This window comes from Xanthomonas euroxanthea (assembly GCF_903989455.1).
GTDB classification, from domain to species: domain Bacteria; phylum Pseudomonadota; class Gammaproteobacteria; order Xanthomonadales; family Xanthomonadaceae; genus Xanthomonas; species Xanthomonas euroxanthea.
In genome coordinates this window covers 18,273-45,241 of record NZ_LR861804.1, presented here as the reverse complement: position 1 = coordinate 45,241, position 26,969 = coordinate 18,273, and the positions used below count along the sequence as shown (strand labels likewise).

The 26,969-nt window shown below is 59.1% G+C and carries 35 protein-coding genes; 20 read left to right on the top strand and 15 right to left on the bottom strand.

The annotated features are described in order from the left end of the window. Positions 1–178: 178 nt before the first annotated feature. The 3 genes from parC to H7A86_RS20765 all read right to left on the bottom strand — a co-directional run bounded on the left by parC (position 179) and on the right by H7A86_RS20765 (position 1,392). On the bottom strand, positions 179–499 hold the full coding sequence (gene parC / locus H7A86_RS20775; RefSeq protein WP_033481941.1) for a ParC family partition-associated protein: 321 nt from the start codon (positions 497–499) through the stop codon (positions 179–181). A gap of 116 nt (positions 500–615) precedes the next feature. Next, positions 616–921: a type II toxin-antitoxin system RelE/ParE family toxin gene (locus H7A86_RS20770; RefSeq protein ID WP_119132497.1), complete on the bottom strand. Its 306-nt coding sequence runs from the start codon at positions 919–921 to the stop codon at positions 616–618. Between the two features lie 3 nt (positions 922–924). Next, positions 925–1,392 carry a hypothetical protein gene (locus tag H7A86_RS20765; RefSeq protein WP_119132525.1) on the bottom strand — a complete coding sequence of 156 codons (468 nt, stop codon included), beginning with the start codon at positions 1,390–1,392 and terminating at the stop codon, positions 925–927. 206 nt (positions 1,393–1,598) lie between these two features. On the opposite strand from H7A86_RS20765, the gene H7A86_RS20760 reads away from it, so the two are divergent. Both H7A86_RS20760 and H7A86_RS20755 read left to right on the top strand, forming a co-directional pair. Then, positions 1,599–1,919, top strand: a complete 321-nt coding sequence (locus H7A86_RS20760; protein ID WP_005924088.1) for a hypothetical protein — start codon at positions 1,599–1,601, stop codon at positions 1,917–1,919. Positions 1,920–1,976: 57 nt separating this feature from the next. Further along, positions 1,977–2,312 (top strand): hypothetical protein, encoded by a 336-nt coding sequence (locus H7A86_RS20755; protein ID WP_046935928.1) that lies wholly within the window; start codon positions 1,977–1,979, stop codon positions 2,310–2,312. A gap of 245 nt (positions 2,313–2,557) precedes the next feature. Here H7A86_RS20755 and H7A86_RS20750 read toward each other — a convergent pair whose 3' ends face one another. The 4 genes from H7A86_RS20750 to H7A86_RS20735 all read right to left on the bottom strand — a co-directional run bounded on the left by H7A86_RS20750 (position 2,558) and on the right by H7A86_RS20735 (position 4,688). Then, positions 2,558–3,208 (bottom strand): recombinase family protein, encoded by a 651-nt coding sequence (locus tag H7A86_RS20750; RefSeq protein ID WP_119132498.1) that lies wholly within the window; start codon positions 3,206–3,208, stop codon positions 2,558–2,560. Positions 3,209–3,753: 545 nt separating this feature from the next. Next, positions 3,754–4,062: a TrbM/KikA/MpfK family conjugal transfer protein gene (locus H7A86_RS20745; RefSeq protein ID WP_119132499.1), complete on the bottom strand. Its 309-nt coding sequence runs from the start codon at positions 4,060–4,062 to the stop codon at positions 3,754–3,756. Positions 4,063–4,074: 12 nt separating this feature from the next. Further along, complete coding sequence (locus H7A86_RS20740; RefSeq protein ID WP_147421370.1) at positions 4,075–4,440, bottom strand: hypothetical protein; 366 nt, start codon at positions 4,438–4,440, stop codon at positions 4,075–4,077. A gap of 2 nt (positions 4,441–4,442) precedes the next feature. Beyond that, positions 4,443–4,688 (bottom strand): H-NS histone family protein, encoded by a 246-nt coding sequence (locus tag H7A86_RS20735; protein ID WP_220453017.1) that lies wholly within the window; start codon positions 4,686–4,688, stop codon positions 4,443–4,445. Between the two features lie 72 nt (positions 4,689–4,760). Between H7A86_RS20735 and H7A86_RS21305 the strand changes: the two genes are divergently transcribed. From H7A86_RS21305 to H7A86_RS20665, 15 genes are all read left to right on the top strand, one after another. Then, a complete protein-coding gene (locus H7A86_RS21305; protein ID WP_119132501.1) occupies positions 4,761–5,579 on the top strand; it encodes a lytic transglycosylase domain-containing protein in 819 nt (272 codons plus the stop codon). A gap of 240 nt (positions 5,580–5,819) precedes the next feature. After that, positions 5,820–6,110 (top strand): TrbC/VirB2 family protein, encoded by a 291-nt coding sequence (locus H7A86_RS20725; protein ID WP_119132502.1) that lies wholly within the window; start codon positions 5,820–5,822, stop codon positions 6,108–6,110. 21 nt (positions 6,111–6,131) lie between these two features. After that, positions 6,132–6,449 (top strand): VirB3 family type IV secretion system protein, encoded by a 318-nt coding sequence (locus H7A86_RS20720; protein ID WP_119132503.1) that lies wholly within the window; start codon positions 6,132–6,134, stop codon positions 6,447–6,449. 216 nt (positions 6,450–6,665) lie between these two features. Continuing rightward, positions 6,666–9,071 carry a VirB4 family type IV secretion/conjugal transfer ATPase gene (locus H7A86_RS20715; protein WP_338063651.1) on the top strand — a complete coding sequence of 802 codons (2,406 nt, stop codon included), beginning with the start codon at positions 6,666–6,668 and terminating at the stop codon, positions 9,069–9,071. 91 nt (positions 9,072–9,162) lie between these two features. Beyond that, a complete protein-coding gene (locus H7A86_RS20710; protein ID WP_119132505.1) occupies positions 9,163–9,870 on the top strand; it encodes a TrbJ/VirB5 family protein in 708 nt (235 codons plus the stop codon). 4 nt (positions 9,871–9,874) lie between these two features. Beyond that, the gene (locus H7A86_RS20705; RefSeq protein ID WP_119132506.1) at positions 9,875–10,234 is read left to right on the top strand and encodes an EexN family lipoprotein; all 360 of its coding nucleotides are present in this window, start codon (positions 9,875–9,877) and stop codon (positions 10,232–10,234) included. Positions 10,235–10,274: 40 nt separating this feature from the next. After that, complete coding sequence (locus tag H7A86_RS20700) at positions 10,275–11,330, top strand: TrbL/VirB6 family protein (RefSeq protein ID WP_119132507.1); 1,056 nt, start codon at positions 10,275–10,277, stop codon at positions 11,328–11,330. Positions 11,331–11,431: 101 nt separating this feature from the next. After that, positions 11,432–11,617, top strand: a complete 186-nt coding sequence (locus H7A86_RS21300; protein WP_425509764.1) for a TrwH protein — start codon at positions 11,432–11,434, stop codon at positions 11,615–11,617. A gap of 2 nt (positions 11,618–11,619) precedes the next feature. After that, positions 11,620–12,402, top strand: a complete 783-nt coding sequence (locus tag H7A86_RS20695; protein ID WP_119132508.1) for a VirB8 family type IV secretion system protein — start codon at positions 11,620–11,622, stop codon at positions 12,400–12,402. Position 12,403: 1 nt separating this feature from the next. Next, positions 12,404–13,303 carry a TrbG/VirB9 family P-type conjugative transfer protein gene (locus H7A86_RS20690; RefSeq protein WP_119132509.1) on the top strand — a complete coding sequence of 300 codons (900 nt, stop codon included), beginning with the start codon at positions 12,404–12,406 and terminating at the stop codon, positions 13,301–13,303. Further along, on the top strand, positions 13,300–14,436 hold the full coding sequence (virB10, locus tag H7A86_RS20685) for a type IV secretion system protein VirB10 (protein ID WP_119132510.1): 1,137 nt from the start codon (positions 13,300–13,302) through the stop codon (positions 14,434–14,436). The genes H7A86_RS20690 and virB10 overlap by 4 nt, the downstream gene beginning before the upstream one ends. Then, the gene (gene virB11, locus H7A86_RS20680; protein WP_119132511.1) at positions 14,426–15,451 is read left to right on the top strand and encodes a P-type DNA transfer ATPase VirB11; all 1,026 of its coding nucleotides are present in this window, start codon (positions 14,426–14,428) and stop codon (positions 15,449–15,451) included. The genes virB10 and virB11 overlap by 11 nt, the downstream gene beginning before the upstream one ends. Beyond that, the gene (locus H7A86_RS20675) at positions 15,414–15,989 is read left to right on the top strand and encodes a phospholipase D family nuclease (RefSeq protein WP_119132512.1); all 576 of its coding nucleotides are present in this window, start codon (positions 15,414–15,416) and stop codon (positions 15,987–15,989) included. The genes virB11 and H7A86_RS20675 overlap by 38 nt, the downstream gene beginning before the upstream one ends. Before the next feature lie 49 nt (positions 15,990–16,038). After that, positions 16,039–16,356, top strand: coding sequence for a hypothetical protein (locus H7A86_RS20670; RefSeq protein ID WP_119132513.1), 318 nt, complete (start codon positions 16,039–16,041; stop codon positions 16,354–16,356). Positions 16,357–16,660: 304 nt separating this feature from the next. After that, a complete protein-coding gene (locus tag H7A86_RS20665; RefSeq protein WP_147421371.1) occupies positions 16,661–16,879 on the top strand; it encodes a hypothetical protein in 219 nt (72 codons plus the stop codon). Here H7A86_RS20665 and mobF read toward each other — a convergent pair. The 3 genes from mobF to H7A86_RS20650 are packed head-to-tail and all read right to left on the bottom strand — an operon-like array spanning position 16,876 to position 21,632. Further along, positions 16,876–19,746 (bottom strand): MobF family relaxase, encoded by a 2,871-nt coding sequence (gene mobF / locus H7A86_RS20660; RefSeq protein WP_119132515.1) that lies wholly within the window; start codon positions 19,744–19,746, stop codon positions 16,876–16,878. The two genes, H7A86_RS20665 and mobF, sit on opposite strands and share 4 nt — an antisense overlap. Then, entirely contained in the window at positions 19,743–21,290 is a 1,548-nt protein-coding gene (locus tag H7A86_RS20655) for a type IV secretion system DNA-binding domain-containing protein (protein WP_119132516.1), read from the bottom strand. Before H7A86_RS20655 ends, mobF begins: the two co-directional genes overlap by 4 nt. Positions 21,291–21,293: 3 nt before the next feature. After that, positions 21,294–21,632, bottom strand: coding sequence for a plasmid mobilization protein (locus H7A86_RS20650; RefSeq protein ID WP_074059028.1), 339 nt, complete (start codon positions 21,630–21,632; stop codon positions 21,294–21,296). A 384-nt stretch (positions 21,633–22,016) separates the two neighbouring features. Here H7A86_RS20650 and H7A86_RS20645 point away from each other — a divergent pair, with 384 nt between their 5' ends. Genes H7A86_RS20645 through H7A86_RS20635 form a run of 3 tightly spaced genes read left to right on the top strand, consistent with a single transcriptional unit; the run spans position 22,017 to position 23,563 of the window. Then, positions 22,017–22,463: a hypothetical protein gene (locus tag H7A86_RS20645; RefSeq protein ID WP_119132517.1), complete on the top strand. Its 447-nt coding sequence runs from the start codon at positions 22,017–22,019 to the stop codon at positions 22,461–22,463. 9 nt (positions 22,464–22,472) lie between these two features. Next, entirely contained in the window at positions 22,473–23,168 is a 696-nt protein-coding gene (stbB, locus tag H7A86_RS20640; protein ID WP_042841497.1) for a StbB family protein, read from the top strand. 47 nt (positions 23,169–23,215) lie between these two features. Beyond that, on the top strand, positions 23,216–23,563 hold the full coding sequence (locus tag H7A86_RS20635) for a hypothetical protein (RefSeq protein WP_104564636.1): 348 nt from the start codon (positions 23,216–23,218) through the stop codon (positions 23,561–23,563). Between the two features lie 44 nt (positions 23,564–23,607). On the opposite strand, the gene H7A86_RS20630 is transcribed toward H7A86_RS20635, so the two are convergent. The 5 genes from H7A86_RS20630 to H7A86_RS20610 all read right to left on the bottom strand — a co-directional run bounded on the left by H7A86_RS20630 (position 23,608) and on the right by H7A86_RS20610 (position 26,968). After that, positions 23,608–23,922, bottom strand: a complete 315-nt coding sequence (locus H7A86_RS20630; protein ID WP_104564637.1) for a hypothetical protein — start codon at positions 23,920–23,922, stop codon at positions 23,608–23,610. Between the two features lie 60 nt (positions 23,923–23,982). Beyond that, positions 23,983–24,417, bottom strand: a complete 435-nt coding sequence (locus tag H7A86_RS20625; RefSeq protein ID WP_180708186.1) for an antirestriction protein — start codon at positions 24,415–24,417, stop codon at positions 23,983–23,985. 14 nt (positions 24,418–24,431) lie between these two features. Then, positions 24,432–24,881: a hypothetical protein gene (locus H7A86_RS20620; RefSeq protein ID WP_147421372.1), complete on the bottom strand. Its 450-nt coding sequence runs from the start codon at positions 24,879–24,881 to the stop codon at positions 24,432–24,434. A gap of 713 nt (positions 24,882–25,594) precedes the next feature. After that, the gene (locus tag H7A86_RS20615; RefSeq protein ID WP_232099358.1) at positions 25,595–25,963 is read right to left on the bottom strand and encodes a hypothetical protein; all 369 of its coding nucleotides are present in this window, start codon (positions 25,961–25,963) and stop codon (positions 25,595–25,597) included. 75 nt (positions 25,964–26,038) lie between these two features. Next, positions 26,039–26,968, bottom strand: a complete 930-nt coding sequence (locus tag H7A86_RS20610) for a Fic/DOC family protein (protein WP_119132521.1) — start codon at positions 26,966–26,968, stop codon at positions 26,039–26,041. Between the last annotated feature and the right edge of the window lies 1 nt (position 26,969).

Sequence of the window (26,969 nt, the reverse complement as noted above, 5' to 3'; positions counted from 1 at the left end):
ACCTCTCCGATCGGTGCACGAATTTCGCGCACACGCCCTTGCTTTCCGGAGAGGGGAGCCTTACAATACGAGGTACCAAACGCTCGTATCGGTTAGGGTTCTTCCTTCCGAAATGATTTGGCCAAAGCCCCGCGCCAACGGGGCTTTCGCTTTTTTAGCGTTCTCGATCCAACGCCAATCAGATCGAGGCAGCTGCGATTAAACCTTCACAGTTATGTCCTCTGTGCTTCATCCACTTCGGTTGAGTGCGCGGTGTCCAGCCCACTGTATTCGCAGCGAATTTCGAGATACCACGCTCCAGCAACAACGCAGCAGCGCCGTCGAAGCTTTGGAAGTACCTGACGCCCCGGTTGCGAGCCAGGCCAACCACACGCCTGTCCTCGCCAAGATCGACGATCACCACCAGACCTTCTCCGTCCTCGGCCGCACGAATTTCCGCGCCGCGCACTAGGTGGGCGTCGGCGGCTTCCTGCAGGGCTTTAGGCTCGATAGCGATCACGGGCGAATCTCTACATTGCTGAATCTGAGCCGGATCATGCCCCATGCGACGGGTCCGTGCAAGTTATTCAATTTCTCGCAAGGCCGCAGGTGGCGCTGCAGTCGGTGCCTTTCCCCTCACGGTATCTGCTGCGCGGCATGCTTCACGCGCAGGATTTCAACGACGCCGGCGCTGGCCAGCACGCGGTAAAGAACGATGTAATTCTGATGCACGACTAGCTCGCGCACGCCTGCAGGCATGCCAGGTCGACCAGGCCGACCGAGCTCCGGGTACTGCTCAAGCACAACAGTTTTGTCGTAGATCTCGGCCGCGAATTCGTAAGCACGCCCAGGATTGTCCTGGGCGATGTAGTCGATTACGGCGTCTAAATCCTCAAGCGCGAACTGCGTCCATTCGACAGCATGGGCAATTTTCTTGCCCATGCGTCAGGTACGCTTCTTGGGCGACGCCTGCACGCTAGGCTGACCCAGCGTGGCCATCTTGCGATTGAGACGTTCCCGCACGTCCGCCTGCGATACACGCGGCCGGTTATCGTCGATTGCCGCTTGCGTCTCCTTCGCGAGCCAGTCGGTGTATGCAGCAGCCTGATGGGCCTTCCGCATGTGCTCGGCGCGGCCGCGATTGCCGGCGCTCTCATCCTTGCTATCAGGATTCCAATCGGCTGCATCGAAAGTGCCGCTCGTGATGCCAATGTCGCGCAGCACGTTGAATGCAGAGGCCGGGTTGCCGAAACGGCGCGGCTCCACGCTGCGGGCCTTGGCCAAGACCGCCTGTGCACCGCTGCGAGTGGCAATCTGGACCAGGAAGGCACCGCCCGAGCCTTTCAAGGTGACGCCGGCGACGCCGCCGGCAACATTGGCAGCGCGCAGCTGCTCGATCGTCATGCTCTGCATGATGCGCTCCTCGTGCACGTTTATCATCTAGAAGCACTGTGCACGTTTTCTAGGAGGCATGCAAACGTTTATCTAAGATCCCGCAATCACCGCTTGGTCGGTCTTGCCAATCCTCGCTCTGAAGTCGCGCTCGGCTTGCACAAGTCCCTGCGCCTCGGCTCACAATGCGAGCGTCCGGGCAATAGGCCTATGTCAGAGAGGCATCAATGAGCGAAATTTTGCTGCGAATTGTTGAGGGAGCCAGCGTCGCGCTCTACCGGCACGACGCAAGCAGCGGCGCCGAACTACTGCCGTCGCGCAGAGATCTATTCGATTACGAAGGAGGATACGCCTGGGGCTACGGTGGCACTGGCCCACTAAACCTTAGCCATGCCATTGCCGGCAGGATCTTCCTCAACGATATCAAGGATGCCAGTGAGCTCAGCCGCCGCGCCAGAATTATCCTTGACAAGGTGATCATCCAGCTCGATGGCGATACCGAGCACGACATCTCTCTCGCATCAATCAAGGAGCTGTTCTGTGACTGAAAGCGGGCAGCCTGCGGCCCTCCCGCCATAGGGGCCAACCACCTCAAGGACTTTCATATGCCAATTGGAACCGTCGCCCATAGCCACTTGCCTTACTGCCTTCAAAAGACGAAAGATGGAAAATGGCTTGCGCTAAATCGTAACTACAAGCCGCTTGGCACAGTAGGCAAAGATGAGTGGTTCGACTACGACAGCCATCCGTCGAGACAGTCGATACCTGCAGCTACGATCAGCGCGTTGAAGCGTCGCGCCAGCAGCATCATTGAAGATAAGCCGGACGATCCCGGGCTTTTCTTCTTCTATGACGATCGAACGATGCCAACGGATGGTGCCGCAAACTGGAAGCGTTATTGCGAGACACTTCTGATTTGGGCCAATGCGAGCGCTAAGTAAGAGCGTCGACAGGGAGCTGCCTACACCATCTGAGCGACACTAGCCATTGATGTCCAGGCCAACGCCGCTGGCGACGCATCGCTGATCAGGGGTGTAGGGGCAGAGCCCCTACGGATAACGCCTCACCGGCGCCGGCATCGTCGTGGCCCTAGTCCAACCTGGCCTACCGGTGAGTTCACGGCGGACCCTGCGCCATCCCCAACTGGCGATCCTGCCTTACTTCTCGGCAAGTCCTGCTGCAGCAGTCAACTCCCGTGTCCTTGCGCGCAGTGAGCGGCCCACACACGCTTGACGGTAGTGACGCTCGCGCCTGCCAGGCGTGCAGTGTTGGCGATGGTCTCTCCACGGCCGCGCAATGCGACGATGCGAGCATGTACGGCCGCATCGGCCGGGCGGCCACGGTACTTGTCTCTGGCCTTCGCCAGTTCAATGCCCTGCCGCTGACGCTCGCGGCGGTCCTCGTAGTCGTCGCGAGCGATCTGCAGGGCGATGCGCAACAACATGTCCTGCATAGATTCGAGCACGACCTTTGCCACACCTTTCGCCTCGGCCGCCACTTCGGAGAAATCGACGACGCCCGGAACGGCGAGGCGCGCACCCTTCGCGCGGATAGACGCCACCAGGCGCTCGGCTTCGACTAGTGGCAAGCGGCTGATCCGATCGATCTTCTCTGCAATGACCACTTCGCCCGATTGCAGATCCTCGATCATGCGCAGCAACTCAGGGCGATCGGCGCGCGCACCAGAAGCCTTCTCCCGATAGACGCCGGCGACGTAGAAGCCGGCGGCCTTGGCCTCTTGGACGATCGCGGCCTGTCGAGTGAGGTCCTGGCCATCAGTGCTGACGCGCTGGTAAATCCGAGCAACCTTGAAGGGTTCTGCAGGAGAGCGCGCCATCAAATGCCACTCGCCAGACCGGCGAAGGTAGGAATCACGTCGGACATGGCGGCCTCCGTTGTGGACTTTTTGGGTATACCTAAACGTACCATTAATTTTAGGGATGGTCCAATATTTTTTTGTGGACTTAAACGGACCACCTAAAATGGGCCAGCCTAAATGGACCATTCAATGTTTGAGCGGGGAAAAAAAGGCCCCGCCGAAGCGGGGCAAAAAGCGCGGGGCAGGCGCCATCAGTTCGTGCGATGGGGCAACCATTCGAGGGGCGTCCGTTGGCCGTCTTTGTAGACCATCGTGCCGGTCCCACAGATTCGTCCTGCCACGACAGCGCCTTCGCTGTAGGGTTGCCCATTGAGATAGCAGGCGGGCGGCGGGGGCGTCTCGGGCTTGCCTTTACGTTCCAAGTCGGCGACCTGGCTGGTGAGCTGGGTTACATCAAGGCGCAGCTGCGTCACCTCTGGATCCCGGGCTGGCTGAAGAGCGCAGCCCGCAAGTTGTGCCATACAAAGAACAGCCATCAACCGTGCTGCATTCATAAATCTCCCTTATCGACGTGTGCCGCCGAACGCTGAAATGATTGTGTCGATCTGTGACTGGTTTTGCTCGGCACCTGGACATTGCTCCAAGAAGCTCTTGCGTGCATCGCTGGTCGCGTTCTTACGGAAGCTGCCACGCTTGAACACGTTGATGCCGAAAAAATCACTGACCGCGTTGTCGCAGCCTCCGGATGTTCCACCCGAGACGGCCATGCCGGCCATACACATCAAAGACTGACACGGGTCTTTTGCTTGGGCGACGGACATGCTTGATGCACCAGAGAACACAAGGACAGAAAACAGCAGGGTGCGTTTCATGGCTTGCTCCTTTTAGTGATGATGAAACCGACTTAGGGCGCCGGTCAGGCCCTGGATCGTTGCATGGATCAAGAACAGCACCAGCGCGATCGCCCCGATGGCCAAGACGATCTTCGCCTCGTGCTGTGGGCTGACCGCAGCGACCACGCAGCTCCCGATCAACGCCACGATCGACAGCTGGGCGGCCCATCGTACAGGTCGCCGCAACAATGCAAGTATTGCTAACATTGCGCCTGCGACCAAATCAGATGCTGTTCGTCCGATGAAGCGCAGCAGTCGCTTCCCGGTTACAGTCGTGCTCGTTGCGGTGCCTGTCGGCCCAGGCCCTGGCGCTGGCCTACGTCGGCGATGCTGATCAAGCTTGACGATGTTTCCCATGGTCACTCCTCAACAGGAATTTCAAATTCCGACAGGTCGCGTCCGCTTTGCAAATAGTCCCTCAACCAGTCAGGCCGCTTCCCTCTGCCAACCCAGGTATTGAAGGGATTGTTGGGGTCACGATAGCGCGGCTTGCCCCGTGGGGCCTTTTCCGCATCCAGGGGCACGAACTCCAAACCAGCACGTTTGTGCTGGTTCCCCTTGCCCTCTTTTTTGGGGTATCCATCCCCTCCCGCTTCACTTGACACGAGAATTTTCCTTTATACTATCTACATTAGTCATTGAAATTGCAATTCCGAAGACAAACGGGGTGCTGTTGTATGACCAACATTCAAAGCAGGCTCATCCTTCTCGCCGTAGCGATCCTCACTATGTCAGCGGGTTCGGCTGCTGCGTCAGGGCAAACCACGGCACCATTGTCCGGTTCCGTGCTTGCTCTCGCTAGGCAGTGTGCAACTGACGTTCATCCCCTGACGATGGCATATCTCGTGGCTGTCGAATCCTCAAACAATCGGTTCGCAATCGGCGTCAATCGAGGCTACCGGCTACCACGCCAACCAGCCTCTTTCGAAGAAGCGGCCGCAACAGTCCGTTGGCTGGAGGAGCGAAATTACAACTTCGATGTCGGCTGGGGCCAAGTGAACTCGAGCAACTTCAAGTCGCTAGGGGTCACTGGCGAAGGATTGCTCGACGGTTGCACGAATTTGCGGGCGTCGGCACAGGTGCTTTCAAATTGCTACAGAACTGCGGCTAGGGATGCTGGCGCCGGCCAGCAAGCGCTACAGCGCGCCCTGAGTTGCTACAACACTGGCTCTCAGACGCGCGGGTTCGGAAACGGCTATGTCGGCCGACTGTTGGCGACAGCAACCCGACTGCAGGTACCTGCATTACAAGGCAAGCCCGCAAGCCAGCGCTCCAATAGCTCAGCTGCAGCTGAGCTTCCAGATGAGGCCGAGACCGCAGAGCGGCCGGCCAAAAAAACAGAAGGAACTCCGGACGCGTTTGCCCAAGAAGCTGGTGGCGCATTCGCGGACTCCGCTCAGGGCGCTTTGCACCCACCGTCGCAACAAGACCCACAGGAGACCCAAGATGCGGGTGTTTCTAATTCTTCAACGCCAGCTGGAGGATCTATTCAATAAAAACGCAGTGACCAAGACGTCGATTCAACGAATGGAATCAAAACAGTGGATTCCGCTGTTTGAGGTGATCGGAACAAACGGCTCTTTCACATGCTCACTTCGACTTCAAGCGTCAGAAAACGTCCGGACGTGGGCCAATCTGACCCTGCTAGCCGAATGGCTGCGAGAGCGGTTCGGAGTCGAAAGCTGCGATCTCCTCCTGAGTGATAGTTCCCCCCCATTTTCGGAGAAAACAGATCCATGAGCATACTTACGAAGTCCATCAAGCCCGCTGCAGCCTTTAGCTTTCTCACGATGCTGTCGACGGCGGCACAAGCACAAGGTGTCGATACCGGTTCATCATCGATGGGTGCCATTCAGACATGGCTGATGACGTGGATCCCAATCGCAGCAACTGTCCTCATCATCATCTGCGCTCTCGCCTGGATCGGCCACATCCTGCGCGCCGACTGGGCAATTCGTGTCGTTATCGGATTGATCGTGATCGGCTCGTCTTCCTACTTGGTGGGCTTGTTCGGCCTAGGCTCCTAATCTCAAGAGCGAGGCACTGCGATGGCTACCGGGCATAGCGGCCGATTTCCCCTGTTCAAAGGCGCGACGCGTCTTCCAACGTTTGTAGGCGTACCGCGCACCGTATTCCTCGCAACGTTCATGACCTGCGCGACCCTCTTCCTGACGATCCACATGTGGGCCGTGGCGCTATTTGGTCTTGCTTGGTTCGTCGAGTTCTGCGTCGCCAAACACGATGACCGGATATTTCGCGTCATCTCATTGGCGATCAAGACCAAGGGTTTCAATCTGATCAATTCGCCATTCACCAAGAAATGGGGAGGCTCCAGCTACTCCCCCGTTGACTATGAGGGTCGCTAAATGGCTGTAGAAGCGAGGGATATCAAAAACGACAAGTCACTACAGTTCCGAAAGGAACCGTCAGCAACGAAGTACATCCCGTACTCCTATCACGTAACCGACCACGTGATCAGCACGGCGGCTGGAGAGTACCTAAGCGTCTTCAAGGTTCGGGGCAGGACGCACAGTTGCGCCTCGAACGCCGACCTTGTGAACTGGCATCGCGATCTAAACCAGATGCTCAAGTCGATCGGCAATGAGCATGTAAAGTTCTGGACTCACTTGCATCATCGCCGGGTCCACAACTATCCGAAGTCAGATTTCCCCAGCAGCTTTGCACGCATGTTCGATGAGAACTACGGCCAGTCATTCGCCAATGTCCCGCTGATGGTCAACGACCTATATCTGACCGTACTTTACAACCCGGTGGGCGACACCACACAGAAGCTGCTGGCCAAATTCGAGCGTCCGACCGCGGACGACCTGCGCGAACTACAGGCTGATGCGCTTGCATCCCTAGAAGAAATTACCGACCAGCTCATGGGCTCAATGCGCCCCTATGGCATCGAGCGCCTGGGCATCTACTACCGCGACGAACACGGAGCGATTGTTGGCCAGGACGATCCCGATCTAACCGACGTGGACGACACCGACGATGGAGACTTGCTTGCCGACGTCGGGGTCGAACCGATCAAGACAGAAGTGCCCGAAGCGAAGCACCAATATGCGTTTTCGACCGCCTTGGAGTGGTTGGGGTTTCTGGTCAACGGTACTTGGGAGCCTGTCCCGGTCTGCAGAGATCGCATCCGCACATACCTGATGCACACTCGTCCGATCAGCTCGTTCTGGGGTGACGTGCTGCAGCTGCGGAATAGTGACCGGGTGTTCTATACAGCCGGTATCGAGGTGAGGGACTACGACGAGAGCACAGAACCCGGGCAGCTCAACACGCTTATGGAAGCCGATTTCGAGTTCGTGATGACACAGAGCTTCTGCTGCATGTCGATGCAGGCAGCCCGCACCTTCCTGACGAACCAGCAAAAGTCGATGCTGGAAACGCGCGATCCGAGCCAGACACAGATTCAGGGCATCACGGCGGCGCGCGATGACGTGGTGTCACGTCGTTTCATCATGGGATGGCACCACGCTACGGTGCACGTCTACGGGGATTCAGCCAAAGAGGTCCAGCAAAGTGCCCGCAAGGCGCGCGTGCTTATGAACCAATGCGCCTTGGTGACATCTCCTGTGGGCTTGGCTTCGGAAGCGGCTTACTACGCGATGCTGCCCGGCAACCAGGCGTTCATCCCGCGACCAGCACCGATCAACAGCTGGAATTTCATTTGCTTTGCATCCTTCCACAATTTCATGACCGGCAAGCCGAAGGGCAACCCGTGGGGTGATCCCGTCATGCTGTTCAAGACGGTGGCAGGTACACCGCTTTTCTTCAACTTCCATATGACTCCAGAGGACGAAGACTCAACCGGAAAGCGCCCGCCGGGTAGCACCCTCGTTCTTGGCCGCATTGGCTCCGGCAAGACCACCGTATTGGATGCGTTATTGACGGAGGCCACAAAATTCAGGCCGCGCATGTTCATCTGGGACAAAGACCAGGGCATGTATCCGATGGTGAAATCCTTGGGCGGTCGCTACACCACCTTGCGCGAGAGCGAGCCATCTGGCTTTCAGCCGCTGCAGATGCAGCCCAGCAAGCGAAACATCGCCTTCGTCAAGCGCTTGATCCGGGTGCTTGCCGAAACCTCCTTAGGCGGTGCAATCGACCACGGCGACCTTGAGGCCGCTTCAGCGGCCGTTGAGGCCGTCATGGGTGTGGACAGCTTGATTCCGATGGAGCTGCGCAACATGACCACATTGGTGCAACAGCTGCCCAACCCTTACCAGACCGGTACAGCGGATCGACCAACGTTAGCGGCGCTGCTCAAACCTTGGACGCGCGATGGCGAGCATGGTTGGTTGTTTGATAACGATCATGATCTTGTGGATGTGACGACACACGACATCAACGCGTTCGACATCACCGAATTCATCGTCGGCAAGGATCAGCCGCAGCCGCCGGCGCGCACGCCGATGCTGTTGTATTTGCTATACCGGGTGCGGGAGTCCATCGACGGAACGCGCCGCTGCATCCAGGTCTTCGACGAATTTGCCCAGTATCTGGATGACCCGACGATGGATCTGGAGGTCAAGCGCGGCGTCAAAACGGACCGCAAGAAAGACTGCCTCTACATCTTCTCAACACAGGAGCCGAACGACGCGTTGGAAAGCCGGATTGGCAAGACGATCATGCAGGCCGTTGTAACGAAGATCTTGCTCGAGAACCCGGATGCTGACCCAGACGATTACATCAAGGGCCTGAAGCTGACGCCATCGGAGTACCAGGCGCTTGTAACGATCCCGGAAAATTCACGGCAGTTCTTGGTCAAGCAGGGATCGCAATCGACGCTTGCACAGATGAAGCTGGTGGGCATGGATCGCGAAATCAGCGTGCTTTCCGGCACGCCAGATAACGCAGAACGGCTGCGCCGCATCATCGAAAAAGAGGGAACGGACGATCCGGATATCTGGCTTCCGAAATACTGGGATGCCGTGCTGGGGGCCAAGGCTTTGGCAGCGAAGCGCGAATGATGTGTTCAAGCCTGGTTGCCCGATTGGCTCCAGGCTCTCTCGTCTCTGCCCTGAGCGGAGACATTCACGACAGCAGCACAGGAGAAGCAACATGAAAATGCAGCTACTGGCGGGCGCCTTGGCCGTCGCTTTGACCACTCCCGCAGCCTACGCTCAAGTCATCGTAGAAGACCCGGGCGTGCTGGCCAACACAATCCAACAGATCAGCTACATGACACAGCAGCTGGCTGAAGCGAAATCCCAAGTCGAACAACTCAGACAGCAATATGCCGCGTTGACCGGCAATTCCGGCATGGGCGCCCTGATGCCCAATAGCGCCAGCACGTTGCGTGAGAACCTGCCAGAAGACTGGACCAAGGTCTATTCCGACGCGATGAACAGCTCATCCAGCATCACCGGTTCGGCTCAGCAGCTGCTTGGCCAGTTCGATAGCCAAATCTCGAACATGGGTCGCGGCGACGCGCTGACTTTCATCCGCAAGCAGATGCGGGAGAAGGGTGCCTACGACCGCGTGATGGCAGAAAATGCCTATAACAACCAGATGCGGGAGTTGCAGGACATTGAGGCGTTGACGCGCCAAATCGATCGCACCACATCGATGAAGCAGATTGCCGACCTGCAAGCCCGTATCCAAACATCAAACGGCGCGATCCAAGGCGAGCAAGCCAAGCTGCAGCTCATGAGCATGCTCCAGCAATCCCAAGACCGCATCCTCCAGTCGCAGCAAGAAAAGGCTGTTCGTCGCTACACCATCGGCGAGGAAGGCGAGTCTTTCACTGCGCCTCGCCTGAGCAACTAATCTCATGAACAGAGCACTCCTTCTGGTGATCCTGCTGCCCCTTGCCGCTTGCCAGCAATCTGACCGCACGAAGTCTTGGTACCTAGAGCACACGGCGGAGCGCGAAGCACGAGTGGTGGAATGTAAAGACGATGCGGCCCTGGCAGCTACGGCCGATTGCCAGAACGCCTTGGCCGCAAAGGCGCAAGCGGAAACTTTCGGGACCGGTTCGCAGCGGTCTATCGATGTGACGCCCGATCGCGCGAGGAACACGTCGGCAGGCGAGCGAAGTTCGCCTGCCGAAATGAACCCCGACTACAGCATTGACGTCACCCCAAAGCGGCCGCGCCCCTCCAACGGCGAGGCCGAAGGCAAAACGCAATAACGAGCAGCTCGCTACTTCCCCGCTGGGCAGGTGATTGACTATGGCATTCGACGCGACAACCCAGATTTTCGACTACATGGACCGGGTGACCAACGAATTCGTTGCGTCGAACCTACAGACGATCATTACGACCGTGACACCGATTGTTGCCCTGGGCCTCGTCATGTCCCTTTTGGTCGAAGGGGTCTTCATCATGGCGCGGCCCAATGGTGAACCGCTTAGTCATCTGGTTCAGAAGTTCGTTTCTTGGGCAATCATCATCAGCGTTGCCAGCGCCGGCGGTTGGTATCAGACCGACCTGGCCAACGTTGCCATGCGTACTCCCGATGAATTTGCCAGCGTTCTCATGGTCGACGGTCAGCAAGCAGGTCAACAAAACGAGATTGCCGGTGTCATCGACAGGGCACTCGATCGGGGACTGACCGCATCGCAACGGGCGTTCGACAATGCGAGCGTTTGGACCGGGCCTGGTCTGGCTAGCTTTGCTCTGGCTGTAACAGTGCTTTTGTGCACGGTCTTGATGTGCGGGCTCGGAGCTGGCTTCATCCTCATGGCTAAGTTCCTCCTCGGCATCACGGTTTGTTTCGGACCGATCTTTATTTTTTGCCTCCTGTTCCAGAGCACCCGCAGCCTCTTCACCCAGTGGGTCGGCACGATCATCAATTACGGCTTGGTGACGATCTTGCTATCGGCGGTCTTCGGTCTGTTCATGGCCTTCTATGAAAAAGCGATTGAAGCTGCATCAGCGGTCAATCCAGATGCCCCCCTGCTTGTTCCTATCGTCACCTGCGGCCTGATCACCGTCGTGACCTGGTTCGTCCTGAAGCAGGTTCCGGATATGGCAGCACGTTGGGGTAATGGGATATCCGCGGGTATCCAAGGTTGGCGCGGGGGCAGCGGCTCTGCCAGTGGCGGGGGCGGGGGCGGGGGCAGCAACGCCGCAACAGCTGCCGGAGCAACAATAGGAACAGCCACTGGAGGACCGGTGGGAACGGCTGCCGGTGCAGCTGCAGGTTCGGCCGCAGATGCAGTTGGGAACGAAGCTGGGCAAATGGGCGGAGCGATGACGGGCATGGCCCGCGGATCACGCCGCTGACTTCGTTTCCACCCCTATGGAAGAGGGTCCATATGTCATCGAAATTGCGATTTTGATGATATATTTTAGGTCCACCCCGTGAGTACAGGAGAAATTTCGTGATGCATTCTCGGTTAGCGGTAGCAGCAACTCTTGTCGTGATGAGCGGTCTGGTCGGGGGCTGCAGCACAGCTCCGAAACCACCGCCGGAGCCAAATATGTCGAAGCTCATTCCAGTCAATAAGACGGTGCCAAGTGAGCTATCAAACCCCGCGTCTTCATCGGAAGCTGTCAAAGGGGGGCGCTGACCATGGGCAGACTGAGCGGTAAAAAAGAAGCGCCTGACCAGGGGGGAGCCAATGGCTCTCACGACAGGAAGGGAACAGCTGTAACGCGTGACAAGATCGACCAGTACCGCGAGGAGCGCCGTGGTTTGGAAGTCGATATTCTCGATGAAATTCTTCTGTCGCGGAAAAGGGCTTGGCAGATTGCCGCTGGTGCATGCGTACTGACACTGGCGTCGTATGGCTTGAGTGGGTTCCTCGTCTATCGCTACAGCCAACCGCTCCCCCAGCACATTCTGCAGCGGGACGCGAAAACGGGTGCGGTTGAGTCGCTGTCGCTGACGCAAGATGCCAAGACCTATGACGAAGTCACAGACTCCTACTGGGTGTCGCAGTTCATCCAACACTACGAAAGCTACGACTTTAATTCAGCCCAGCTGGACTACGACGCAGTAGGGCTAATGGCGTCGCCAGCCGTGGCCGAGCAATACGTGGCGCGCTACAAGTGGGGCACTTCCGATGCCATCGACAAGCGGCTGGGCGACAGCGAAAACGTCCGTGTCCATATCAATTCAGTGATTCTGAACACCCAAGATGCCGAAACAGGCATTGCGACGGTTCGCTTCACAACGACTAGAAAAGTGCGCCAGCGGCCGAACGCTGAGGCGCCTGAATATTGGATCGCGGTCGTTTCCTACAAGTACGAAAAGTCGCTGATGACATCCAGTCAGCGGAACATCAATCCTCTTGGTTTGCGCATCATGAGCTACCGCGTGAACCCGGAAGCAGCCAACAACGTGGGAGGGTGAGATGGATCGCAAAGCATTGTGCATCACCCTGTTGGCCGCCACCCTTGCCGGCCCTGTCGCCGCTGTCGAAACTCCGCGCAGCTCGCCTTACGACTACCGCATCAAGTCCGTCGTCTATAACCCGCAAGACACGGTGATCGTGGATGCGGTGGTTGGGCTGGCTACGCACATCACCGTCTCGCCGGGTGAGCGTTACGTCACGCATGTCTTTGGCGACAGTGACGCCTGGTCCTTCGCCCATGTGGAAAACCACTTCTTCATCAAACCAAAAGAAGCCCACGGCGACACCAATCTGACCATCGTTACCGACAAGCGGACCTATCACATCCTGCTGCGATACATCGGCGACTATCAAGCGCGCGGCGAAAATGGCCGGCAGGAAACCCGCTTCATTCGTACGCCGTGGTCGATGCGGCAAGCGACGTTGGAACTGACCTTCACCTACCCCTTCGAAGAGGCGCAAAAGGCGAACACAGCGCGCCAACAGGCACGTGTGCAATCGGCACTTGCTGCTCCGGAGTTTGCGCCTGGTCGTCGGAATTTCAGTTATCAAATGTCCGATGAGCCGTCCGCTCGCTCAATTGCGCCCATCAATGTGTGGGACGACTATCGTTTTACCTACTTCAAATTCCCGGCCAATGCAGAACTGCCAACCATCTTTGTCATCGGCGCGGATGGGAAGGAAAGCACAGTGAACGTGCGGACGATCGGGCGTGAGCGGAACATCATCCAAGCGCAAATGGTCGCCCGTGAGTGGCGCATTCGGTACGGCAAGAAGATGGTGATCGGCCTGGTCAATAGCGGGTTCGATCCTAATCAAGGAGCCAATACGAGCGGAACGGCCGCACCCAATGTGGAGCGCGTTGAAAAGGTGGAGAGCAAAGACGGAGGTGCATTATGAGCCGCGACGTCAATGTGGACGAAGCCCTGCAGGGCGGATTTGATGATGGCCGAGGCGGTTTCAATCGGGGGCCGAAGAAAAGCATCCCAGGCATTCGCGCCTTCATTGCTTTCATGTGTTTTCTTGCTTTGGCTGCGGTGGGCTGGATCGTCTATACGCAAATCAAACGCGGCTCTAATCCTGCCGATGATCGCAAGGAGACAACCCAGCGAGCGAACACGCTGCCAACCTATACGATCACCGATGCGCCGGCCCGGCCAGTCACGCAGCCGCAGCCTGATGGAACAGCCATTACGCCAACGCCGGCAGGCTCTGTTGCTCCAGCCCGTCGAGGGCAAGCCCAGAAGGAACTCACGCCGGAAGAACAGGCTACCTTGCGTCGTTTGAAGGGCGATCTTGCCGGCGGTGCAGCGGGCCGTGCAGCTCCCAGTGCCACTGCCGAGCAAGGCGCAAGCACCGGCGATCGCGCGCGACCCAGCGAAGATTCGACGGCGCTTGCCAGCCGATTGACACCTGCAAGGATCGACAGCGCCCGCGCTCGCCGACTGTCGAACCCAAGCCTGACGGTTCCTGCAGGGCAGATGATCGCATGCGGGACCAAGACGGAGCTCGATACCACGCAGGCTGGCATGGTGTCGTGCCAAGTGTCGCGCGATGTGTACTCGGCCGATGGAAGCGTTCGTCTGATAGACAAGGGGGCACATGTCGACGGTCAGATCACCTCGGGCATCAAGGCTGGCCAGAAGCGCGTCTTTGTTCTTTGGACGCGTGTTCGCAATCCGGACAACGTGCTGGTGTCCCTCGACAGCCCCGGTACGAATGCACTTGGCAGCACAGGCATTCCAGGGCAGGTCGATACACATTTCTGGGAACGGTTTGGCGGCGCGATGTTCATTTCCGTGTTTACCGATGTCGGCGACGCCCTGGTCAATGCCGCCAGCAATGCATCGACCAACGTCAACCTCGACAGCACGTCAAACACATCCGACCAGCTCGCACGCGAAGCTCTAGAGGCAACGATCAACATTCCACCGACCCTCTATGCTCAACAGGGCGAGGCAGTATCGATCTACGTGGCACGAGACCTGGATTTCAGCGACGTTTACGATCTGCGGCTTGGCTATGGTCGCTGAGGTTCCCGGATCGAAGCGCACGATCGACCGTGATGCATCGGTATGGCTGACGCTGGGTCCGCTCAAGACGTACCTCGATGACCCGGAGGTTTTCGAGGTGCGCGTCAACAGGTTTGGCCAGGTTGTCTGCGATACCGCACGTGGGCGGGTCTTCCATGACAGGCCGGAAGTGACGGCGGGCTATCTGGAAAGACTGACCAATACGCTGTTGAACTACAACGGCTTGGGTCGCATGCCGATCAACAATGTGCTTCTGCCCGATGGATCGCGCGGCATCATTTGCTGGCCGCCTGCCGTCTTGGAGGGAACCGTCCTGATTGCGATCCGTAAGCATCTGGCGGTGAATAAGTCGCTCGAAGATCTCAGGGAGGAAGGGAGGTTCAATGGCTGGAAGCTGCGATCCCAAGCGGATGTGACCAGGCTGGAAGCTTTCGAGGAAGAGCTTCTGCAGCTTCTTGCCGCCGGCGACCTCGTATCCTTTTTCCGCTTGGCTGTACGCAGCAAACGCAACATTGCCGTCTCGGGCAAAACCGGCTCCGGCAAGTCCACCTTTACCAGAACGCTGCTCATGGAGGTGCCTGCCGAAGAGCGGGTTTTATTGATGGAAGACGTGCACGAAGTCGCATCCGATCGGCAGCATGAAATCGGGTACATGATGTATGGCTCCCAAGAGGGCCGCGTATCCGTGTCCGAATGCCTCAAAGCCTGCATGCGGCTGTCGCCCGACAGAATTTTCATGACCGAGCTGCGCGACGACGCGGCATGGGATTACCTGGCTGGCGCCAACACTGGCCATCCAGGTGGCATCTTCTCTACCCATGCCGACAACGCCGTTACCACACCGAGCCGCATCGCCACGCTGGTCAAGGCATCGGAGGTCGGCCGGCTCCTCGACTACGAAGTCATCATGAAGACGATTCACACGACGCTAGACGTGATCGTCTACATGGAAAACCGACAGATCATCGAAGTGCTCTATGACCCTCATTTCAAGAAACAACAACTGGCCGGCTGAGCGCCAATCTTATGTTTGCCGGTTCGTGCTGGTCGTCCTGCTGGCCCTGCAAGTGGCACCTGCGGCAGCAGCCGAAGCATCCGCGCAGGTCGGATTCTCGCCAGAGGGCACCGGTCAAAGCCTTGTCCTAGATGTGATCAAGACCGCGCGCAGTGAATTGCGGGTCATGGCCTATTCGTTCACAGCACCCGATATCGCGCAGGCCTTGATTGCCGCCAAGAAGCGCGGCGTCGACGTGCGGGTAGTGGTCGACGCCGACCAGAGCCGGCAAAGAAGCCAGGTTGCGGCGCTTAACACCTTGGCGCTCGCCGGCGTTTCGGTGCGGCTCAACGGTCGCTACCAGATCATGCACGACAAGGTGATCGTTGCCGATCGCAGGACCGTCCAGACGGGATCGTTCAATTACACGCGATCTGCCGAAAAAGCCAACAGCGAGAATGTCATCGTGCTCTGGGACGTGCCCGGCTACGCCGGCGAATTCCTGCAGCACTGGCAATCGCGATGGGACCAGGCTGCACCCTATCAACCTCCGTATTGACGAAGCATCCAAAGCGCACAGCTCGAGCAGCAATAATTGGAGATGCAACATGGCACCGAACGTTCCTGATCCTAGAGATGACCTGGCCCGCGAACATGGCCAGGTCATCGCCGTATCTGAGGTGGACGGCACGACCGCCTATAGCGTCCTGCAATCGGGCCATGTCGGACCCGCCGCAATGCGGTACAAGGGCTCCTCCGGCGTACATTGGGCAGTTTTTCCGTCGGCCGACGAGGCTGTCGCGGCTGCTCGCATGGCGAACCGTTACGATGTTGGTGGTTTTCATAGTGTGACGGTGCTGCCGCACGAAGATGCTCCCGACGACGCAGAACACTTCGACTCTGCTGAAGACTGGCTCATGAGCTGAGCTTCCCTTGTGGGAAACACCGTTTAAAACGCGCTGAGCGCTTGTCTGCAGCCCACGGCCGGGTACCCCCGCCGTGGGCTGCCTGCTTCCGGGCGGCAGAGCGCCCCACGGAGACTGTATTGGCTTATCATTCGCCCGCGCCGGCACAATCCGGCGCCGGGCGTGAGACCCCGACACGAAACGCAGCCTATGGCGGCTGTGCGCGGGCAGGCGTAAGTCTGACCGGCTGTTTCGTGTCCGGGTCTCACCCCGCGCGCAGTTGCCACCCTGCGCACGACGTGGTGGCACCCGCAAGGACTACGCCATGTCTGTCGATGCCCATTCTGAAAATGTGGATGCGATCGATCGCATCCACGATATCGCCCACCGCGCCGGCTCTCTCATCACGCTCCTAATCGCGTTTTACTGCCAAACCAAGCGAGACAGTGAGCTGTCCGATAGCGCCCTAGTCGGAGTCATGACCCAACTGCAGGACGATCTGGTGCGAATCGAGGCACTGGCGAAGGCCGCCGACTCCAGCTAACGGCCGACGCCTATTTGGTGGTCGCTTGGACCAGAACGCGTCTTCAGCGTCCGATCGACTGCGTGTCCAGCAAGCTTTTTTATTTCGAGCGCGGCCGTCTTGAGACTGTCACGGCTAATGGCCTTGGCCAACTTGCCGGAGTCGTCGGTGTAGATGATCGCCTCGTTGCGTGCCCGCGAGACGCCGACGTAGTAGACATCCTTAGTGGTGGTGCGTGATTTCGTTTCGATATTGATCAACACCGTGCCGCAGGTTAGTCCCTGCGAGCTATGGACGGTGGAGGCATAGGCTAGACCGACGAACATCGGCGTCCTTGCGTCGAATATGATCCGGCGGCCGTCCTGTCCCTCCAGCTCGATCTCCTGCTTGCCGACGCGATGAACGACGAAACGATCACCGTTAGCAAGATCGAGGTCGGCATTGTTGCGGGTGACCTTCACCTGGTCGCCCACCGCCAATTCCGTGTTCTCCACGCTGTAAACACTGAGCTTGGGGCAACGTATCGGTGAGAACTGGATCTGCTGGCCAGCCTCGTCGCGCACCGTCAGGCGATTGCCCGGGCCAGTGTCGATCACCGTGTAGTATTCGCCGCGCTGCAGCCCATTGGCGTAGCTTCGCTCTGGCACGATCACGCTACCTTTCTCGTAGTAGCGACTGTGCTGACGCTCGGCTTGGGTCGTGTCCAGGCGATTGAGTAACTTGTACTCCTCCCCCTGCCCTTTCATGCCTAGAGCTTCCCGAACACCTTCATTCAGCGCCTTCCGGCTGTCATTAGTGCCCGTGATGATGAGGGTTTGATCGCGTTCGTGCTTGGGCAGCTCGGCGTAGTGCTTGACGATCCTGCTGTAGCGCAGATCCGATTCCTTCTCCGTCAGGACTTGGCGGATATTAGCCACGGATTTTGTTGACTGTCCCTCGGCAGCCAATTTGACGGCTTCCAAAAGTTGGGGATCTTGTTGCCGGCGAATCTCGACCAGGCGTGCAGTCTCCATGCCGGCTTTCTGCAGCTGGTCGAATGGTTTGCCAGCCTCGATCGCCTTGGTTTGGGCAATGTCGCCAAGAAAGACGGCGCGGGCGCCGTGCGCTTCGATCGTTCGCATGATTTCGAGCATCTGACGCGCTGGAATAACGCCCGCTTCGTCAACGAAGACAACGCTGTTTGCATCGATCTTCTTGTCCTTAGCGCGCAGGAATGCTTGCACCGTGCTGCTTTCCAGGCCGGCCTCTTCCAGGGCCTTTTTCTGCGACCCGTAGGGCGCCATAGTGATGACGTGAAAACCGTTGGCCTCGAGAAGATCTCTGGCGGCCTTGGTCATGTGGGTCTTGCCAGTGCCGGCATATCCCTGGACGCCTATGAAGCGGTTTGTGCTTTCCACAATGTGCTGCACTGCGCGGCGCTGCTCGTCGTTCAGCGATTTGTCGGCCAGGAAAGAAAGCGAGATTTCGGGCGAAATCCGGCTTTGCATCACGCCACGATTGCGTTGTTCCGTCTGCAGGATGTCCCGTTCTCGCTTCTGCGCGATGTGGGTCGTGAAGCGCGGCTCCTGTTTCTCAAGACGCCCGCTACGCACCCCCATGTCGACCAGCCGGATTGCCTCGGCTCTCGACTTGCCATTGGCTTCCAGGGTGGCGACCCACTCTTGGCGAGAGAGCGCCGGCCGGTCTTCTGCGCCGCCTTTCTTCTTGTCGGCGGGATTCATGGAGACATAGACAGGCAGATCACGAATGAGATGCCCGGACCGAGCAGCCCGATCAAGCGCGGCCCGAACGTCATCGGTCGTCAATCGCCCGAAACCGTGTGTCAACGCTACCTCCACGAGCTCGGACTGTTTCACGATGGCGTTGCGCTCTGTCAGCGATTTGATCGCGAACTGGACGGCCTTGTCGGCATGGTGCTCAAGTGGCTTTTCGATTTCCTTCGGTGGTAGCCGCTTGGCGCGATCGTCGACGCCATCCCGGCCGGCACCCTCCCACTGCCGACTGTGAAAGTCGATGGCCAGATCGCCGGCGCGCTTCTGCCATTCTTGCCGGACGGCCTCGCGGTCGACCTCGACCTTGCGCTGGCGGGTGGACAGCGCGGCCTGGTTCTTCTCGGCATGTGTGGCGGTGTCGCGGTTGAGGCCTTTGGCAGCCAAGGCCGCTTCGATCTGCTGGCTGCGGGCGCTGAACTCGCGGATCTGGTGTTCGGTGAAGTGCGCCAGGTCGAAGGTGCCGTTGCGATCGTAGCGAAGCGTGAAGCCGGCTTTTTCCAGCTCGCGGGCCAGCTCCGATTTGTAGACGTTGCCCAAGTGGCGCAGCGATTTGACGATGCCGTCGCTGGTGAGTGCGCGCCACTGGCCATCGGCCCGCTGGGTCAGATTCAGCACGACGGCATGGGTGTGCAGGTCAGGATCGAGCGCACGGGAGGTTTCGTGGCGAAACTTCGCTACCACCAGTTTTCCTGTATGTTCGACGCTGGTTTTTTTGTTGTTCGTCGACCTGGCCATCGCCAAATGTTCGGCCTCGCGCACAGCCGCGGCGACGGCACGCTCATGTGCCTCGACGATACGGCGGTCCCCGTGGACCAAAGCCTGCAGGGATACACCCTTTGGGGCGCTGAACGTCAGGTCGTAGGCCAGTCGCTCCTTGCGGGCAGCTTCGGCGGTCGGGGGAATGCGACGCGTGCGAGTGTGCTCATCGATGCGGCCATCCAGGAGCTCGCCGAACCGTTTGCGGTCGACTTCACCCTCCAGCCCGAGGGCGGCCGCTCCCTCGCCCTGCCATTGCATCGCCGTGCCGTCCTTGGCGTAGTAGTCATCGGCGCCGTCGGCATAGTAGGACACGACTTTGCCGACCGACTGGCGCGTGATGACGGTGATATCGATCATGAGAACACCCGGTCAGTGCGCAGGATCCCCGGCACGGGTTCGGCGCGTGTGTAGGTGACCGGCTCCGTCTTGTACTTGGCCACCGGCAGATTGCCTGGAAAGGCAAGAAAGCCCTCGAGGTTGGGCAAGGCCATGATCTCGGCGACCGATACGACCCGCTCGGTCTTGACCTCCTCATTCTCGCTGCGCGTGCCCATCTGTCCCCAGCGCCGGCTGGTGCCCTGCTTGCGTCGCATGACTTCGTGCTCGCCGAGCGCCTTGGATAGCCGGTCTGCGGTCTTTTCGCCCATGCGTCCGACAGCCATCGCCACGGTGGTGCGGTGGTTGCTAAGCAAGGTCTCGGCCAGCTCGTCGCCGTAGATCCGGACCAGCTGCGTATAGGACTGGTAGCCCGTGACGACGCTGAGGCCTTTCTTGCGCCCCTTCGTCAAGGCATCACCGAGCGTGGGCAACCGATCGAGCGATTCCAGCTCGTCAAGGAACGTCCAGATGCGTCGGCTGTGATCTACCGGCATTCCCAGGACCGACGTAAAAATCGTATCTACCCAGCACGAGATCATGGGATGCAGCGCCTCGCGCATGTTCTCGTCCCAGGTGATGAACAGGTTGCCGCCATTGGGGTCGGCGAGCCAATCGCGCAGGGAGAACGGACCGTCGGGCATTTTCAGATGAGGCGACAGCTTATTGGACAGGACGAACCGAACGCTGCTGGTCGCGCGCGTGTTGCCGGTGAACAGGGCTTGGGCAGCCGTCCCCTTCACGAAGGCCTCCAGCTCCTCAACGGGACGCTGGTTGGTCCAACCGAACACGTCTCGCATGGTCGGCTGGCGGCTGGTGTTGAACAGCTTGCGGGCGACCTCGCGAAACAGCATGCGGCCATAGTCGTTCCATTCCTCCGACTCGCTGCTGTCGGACGGCTGGATGATCGACTTGGCATAGCGCTCGAAGTCGTAGTCGTCCTGCATCTCGTTGAAGAAGTTCCACCCCTCGGTGCGACTGTCGTAGGGGTTGAGGATCTTGTCTTTTCCAGGCCGGTAGAACGCGGATAAGAACTCTCCGTCAGGGTCGGTGACGACCATACGGTCGCCGCGCTGCAGGAGGCCGAACATCATTTCTTTGAAGATGGTCGACTTGCCGGTACCGGTCGCCCCGCCGATCGAGAAATGGGTGTTCTCGGCATCAACAGGAACCGGAACGGCCGCGATTGTGATCTGCGGCAGCTTACGGTCGGTGGTTTCACGGGCCAGATGTTTTGCGCTGGTCAGCTTGGTACCGCGATAGAACTTGTCGAAGTGCGCGCCGGCGAAGACTGTTCGGTTGAGACGCACGATCAGCACGGCGATCACGATACCCAAGACGACCCCAACCAGCAGGGCGCTCCATAACGGCCACAACTCGAACGTGTTTTTGAACAAGTAGGACAGGCGTTGCCGCACGTCTTGGGGAGTGAAGCCGTAGACAGCTTTGGCGGTGATGAACCAGGCCGCGGCCGGGGTGAAAAGCAAGGCTGCAAATACGGCTTGGGCCTTCTGCTTGTCGTCCATCTCTTATCCTCGATTGACTGAATCGGAACTCCACACTTCCAAACCAAGGCGCTCCACCTCGGCCTGCGCTTGGCGCTGGGTATCGGGTTTGACGGTGAGCCGCATCATCAGCAGTAGCTCGGCCAGAATGGCGAGCTCTGCCCGGCTCATACCGCCTGCGCCTGTGCCGTCACCTACGCCATGCTCGAGGCGATCGGCGATTACCTGCAGGAGTTCGCGGCTGTCGTCAGCGCCCAAAAGTCGCGCTTTTGAGTAGTCGGTGACATTGACGCCAGCATTGCTAGCTCGCTGCTCTATCTCGATCTTCTCGCGTTCGCTGCATCGAAAGGTAATGGACGCCACAATTCCCGCCTTCGTTTTACGGTTGTCTTACACCGGAACCTAGCAAAATCAGGGAAAAATTCAAGATTCGTAAGACGAGTGTCTTACGTTTTTTGCTTGCTGACTTGAAAAACCGTAGGTTTTTCAATGCTTTAGCAGCGCGAAGCGTTGCGTATGGTGTATAGCCATCGGTTAAGGGGAAGGCACCGGAAATGCTGATATCTGAACGCGTTAAGGGACGCCAGGGACCCAAAAAGCGTCCGAACGCTGCCTAGTACGCAAAGCGTGCTAGGCCAAAGGACACGAATCGGACAGAGTGCGGACGGTTATAGCCTGAGCGTGGTTGACAATGGGAACGATGTAGGACAAAGTTAGGACACTTTGCAAGGTCAACAACGGAGGGTGATGGATGTGGATGTCAATAAGCTGAAACAGTCGATCACTGAACTCACTGGCGGCACAAAAGCAGCAAAGCTGCGCCGTGTGATGCCAGAGATCGAGGAGAAGCTAGACCAGGGCGTCCGACACGAGGAAATCGTCGCGGCGCTGCATGCGGGTGGGCTAGACGTCACGTTGGAAACCTTCCGCAAGACCCTCTACAGGTATCGCGCGCAACGGGCGGGCGGAACCAAGGAGACCCCTCCAAAGGCGGTCAGGGCCACCACGGCGGACGGCAATCCGCTGGCTCGGACGAATGCGCCCACGGAGGATTTAACGGCCGACGACGCGGCAGACGATGCCCCGACATCAACGAGCTTTGACGACGCGCTCGACCGTCGCAAGCGCGACCAGGTGGGGGAGTCATACCTGACGCGCCGGAAGCCAATCATCGGCAAGAAACGCACTACCTAGGAGCGAATAATGAAGATTGCAGTGATCAATTTTTCCGGCAACACCGGCAAGTCCACAGTGTCAAAGCACCTGCTGTATCCCCGTCTCAAGGACGCGGAATACATCGCGGTGGAGTCGATCAACGCTGACGAAGGCGAAGGCGATAGCGTGCGCGGCAAGCAATTCGGTGCCCTGCAGGAGCAGCTGCTGGTGATCGACTCGGCCGTCATCGATGTTGGCTCGTCCAACGTCGAGGATTTCGTCAAGCTCATGCGCCAGTACCGTGGGTCGCATGAAGATATGGACCTGTTTGTAATTCCGGCCGTCAAGGAAGCAAAGCAGATCAAGGACACGATCGCCACGATCCAGGCCCTGGCCGCGATGGGCGTGCCGGCGAAGAAGATCCGCGTGGTATTCAACAAGCTAGAGGCGGACGATACGGTCGAAGACGCCTTCTATCCCTTGATCGCGTTCCATCAGGACACGAAGTCCTTCACCCTGCGCCCTGCGGCGGCAATCCAGTATTCCGAGCTGTTCCAGCGTCTGCGCGCCTTGAACGTGACGATCGGCGAACTCGTCTCTGACACAACGGACTACAAGGCCCTCCTGCGCGAGGCCAAGACGCCGGAAGACAAGCAGGCAATCGCGGCCAAGATTTCGGCCAAGCGCCTGGCGGCGTCAGCTCAGGAAAATCTGGATAGCGTGTTCGCTGTTTTGACCAAATAGCCAAGGGGGCATCAATGGCCGGACCGACTACACATCGGGAAGCCCTCATGGCGGAGCTGCTGGGGGATGTCCAAGGCATCCTAGATCGGGTCGAGGCCCTGCAGGCCGCCATCCCCAAGACCGTCAAAGAGGCAAAGACAGAGCTGCAGGCGGCCGTCAAAGAGGGCAACGTGCACATCAACGAAGCGTGCGTGCGGCTTTCCCGGGTCATTGATCAGCAGACCAAGGAGGCCGTCAAAGCCACACAAGCCGCCGCTGGTGAAGCTAGCTCGGCCGCACGGGAGCTACGATTGGCACGTGGACGATTGACCGCCCTGCTGACCGTGTTCGCCCTGGTGGGCGGAGGCGTTGGCGGAGCGGCGGTCTACCTGGCCATGCGGATGGCAGGCGGATAGCAAAAGGGGCGGCTTGGCCGCCCCTTTTTCGCTTTTGCGCAGGCTTACGTTACGAGTCCGAACCGTTCGGCTACGCTCGGCCCAGCTGGGGTAGAGGCTTCAGAGGCCATTGCGGTGACCATCTCGACACTCACGTCCTCGATCGCGTACCCCTCGGCCACGGCCCCCTCGTAGAGGCTGGCCAACGTCGGGAACTCTTCGAGACAGCAGCCGATCCATAACGCGTGATCTTCGCCCGCCGATGCTGGGAAGCCTTGGGCGAAATAGGTGCGAAGCATACGGTCATAACCGATGGTGCCCGCCGGGTCGGCGCGATGTTCATCGGCCAAGCTTCGGATGGTCGCGGTATATCTGCTCATTGTTGGATCCTCTTGAGGACACAGTGAAGGCAGGCAGTCCCCTGCCCTCCGCCAGAATTTTTACCCGATGTGTTCGATGACCTGGTAAAGCATGTGAGCTTCGTTGTGCATCGTCGCGAACGCGCCCAGATGATGGTAGCGCTCGATCATTCCATTTATGTCGGCCTGGTTGGCCAGAATCGTCGAATAATCGTTCAAGGCAAACATCGTCGCGACGATGCCCGCCGCGTCGGCGGACAACACGGCGAAAACGTCGCTCTTAGGAACTTTGAGGCATAGCGGCACACCCCATGACGGGGCCATGTAAAAGCCACCGTTCGACAACGAATAGAAGTGCCACTGGCAACCGCGAACAGCTGGAGAGAGAAAATCCAGCCACTTGTAAACCCTCCGTTCGCGGCTATGCCTGATTGAAAGATCTTTGCCGAAATGTGCTTCTAGAAATGAAGTGCGATCGATATCGGCAACACGCGTAGCAGCAATCTGCGGGGGCATCGTTTTCACCCCCATTACGAAAAACTCAGTGGCCGGCCTTGGGCCAGAGCGATCAGGTCGTCACGCGTCATCCATTCCGCCTTGGCCGGACCGGATATGGCTGTCATCGGCTCCGGCCCTACCGCCGGCTCTTCAGAACCGACTTCCTGCCCGAAGCCCGGAAAATCATCATCCGGCTCATCGGGCTCGTTAACCCACTCCGGGTAGCTCGGGCCGCCCTCTAGCTCATAGGGATAGGGCGGGCGGTCGTCGTCTTCCTCGAACTCGTCGTCTTCCTCGTTGCTGTCCCGATAACCGCAGTGAGCGCAAGACTCACGCCAGTACACATTGACCGCACCACCCTCAACAGCCTCCCAGTCACTCCGGTGCGCAGTGCGCTGGCACTTCGGGCACTCGATTTCGTAACCATCCTCATCCAACTCCATCCCACCCGGCTCGACGCAACCTCCGTAAACAATCGTCATGGTCATCTCCTGCAAGATTTGAGGAAGATCCCGACACGGTTGCCGCCGTAGCTCGGGATATCGGAAATAAATTGGATAAAAATACCCTTCCGATAGGACAAGAATAGGACAAATAAGAAGCGATGTCAATAGATGTCAATACTTGTTGTGTTGCATTCAGCCTCAGCTCCCTCCCCTCCCCGGCCCTCGACAAGGCAAACGGGGTGTAGGGGCAGCGCCCCTACGGATAACGCTCCACACGCGCTGGCAGTGCGTCGGCGCCATAGCCAGTGATGATCCTTGGTGTCACCGCATCACCGCGTCAGCCACCCACTGATAACCGCGTTTCGGCTTTTCGGTGGACGCCGCCAGGCGGCCGCCGTGAGGCTCACGCGGCCGTCCACGCCTGATCCACAGCCAGCGCGCAGCGCTGCCCGTCGCCGTCGGGGATAGCTCCACCTATCCCCAGGCGTCGGGGAAGCTGTGCGGTCAGGGGTGGGCGGGCCTGCCGATTGCAGGTCGTCCCCGTCTTGTCCACGGGGCGCGGCCCAAGGCCGGCTGCGCCGGGCGGTTCCGCCCGCCTGGCGCAGCACGCACGGTGGGCAAGAGGTGGGCGAGCTGCCCCGCCTCGCGCCGGCTCTGCCGGCGTGCGGCGGTCATGCACGCTGGCCAGCGCCAGCTGGCCGCCGATCGGGGCAATCCCCTGCCCCGTCGACGGCACCTAGTCGAGAAAATCAGTAGCTACGAAACGTGAGATAGGCGGCGACAAGGATGAACGCAATTGCGATGACCTTGCCGACTTGCAGGGCGAATAGCAGCTTGTTCTGAAGCTTGACATGCGCCTCGTTCGCTTCCGCCTTCTCGGCAGCTGTCGCAGGCTTCTTGGCGACTTCCGCCCTTTTGGCAAAGCGATATGCCGCGAGGCCGACGAAAATCATAAGCACGGCGACAGGCAGTGAGAGCGTCAGGAAGAGCTGATTTTCTAGAAACGCTGGGCCGGCGAAAAGCACGGCAAACACGAGCACGCCAATCCCCAAACCCGCCACAGCTGCCGCAGCGCGACGTAGGCTGCGCGTGCCGTCATACGTGGTTGTCTCCGTCATGTCCTGACCTCTATTTGTTGTGTTGGGATTGTCACTGTACGGGGGCGTGATCGCAGTTGCTGCGACTGCCCTGTTCTACCGACCGAAGTCTCGGCCGAAGTCGCTGCCCTTATCCGGGCTGGCTTTTTCCTTGGCTGGTCCGTCATGCGCCTTGGCAGGCATGACCAGCGCGACGTCACCTTGCGGATATCGAATCTCGACGGCCTGGCCGCGCTGGGCCTCAAGGTCGCCCACAACACGGTAGCGATTGTGCAAGACCAGTTCGCCCGGCAGGTCCGCGCGCTCTTGCACCACATAGCGCTCGGTCGCCCCCAGCACGCGCCCGGTGTAGGTCTGCCCGAGCTCGGCATAGCCAACGCTGGCGCCAGCGCCGGCGAGCGAGCGGCCAAGTTCCACCGCGCGTGCGTGGTCGCGATCGGTGAGGTTGTCGCGGATCAGCTGGGAAAGCCGGTCAGGTGTGCTGTGATAAGCCTCGATCGAGGCGCGGGTCATGTCGTCCCGGCTGACACGATCCCAGGCAATGGAATAGCCGGCGTCGCTGGCGAGCTGACCGATGAAAGCGCGCTGCGCGCGGCCGTTGCCTTCGCGGAATGGATGCAGGGCGTTGATTTCGCCGAGATAGTGCCCTGCCCGGCTGGCGAAGTCGTCGGCTCCTAGGCCTCGCAAGTTCTGTTCCCGGGCCAGCTGGCGAAACAGCTGCGCGCCGGCGCCCTCGATGTGTTCGGGCATGGCAAAGCGCGTTTCGCCCTTCTCAATAACGACGGACCGAATTTCCCCGGCCCAGGGATACACGTCACTGAACAGACTGCGGTGAATGCTGCGCAGGTGATCGAGGTCGTAGCGACCGATGGCCGGACCTTTTTCAAGTTCGTAGGCCCGCACCGATGCGAACGCAGCTTCGATGCGGTCCAGCTCGGGCTGCGTGCGCGCTCCTACTGAGTTGCGCATGATCCCGGTGTTGGGATCGACATAGGGATCCGAAGGGGTGTCGTATTTCGCTGCCATC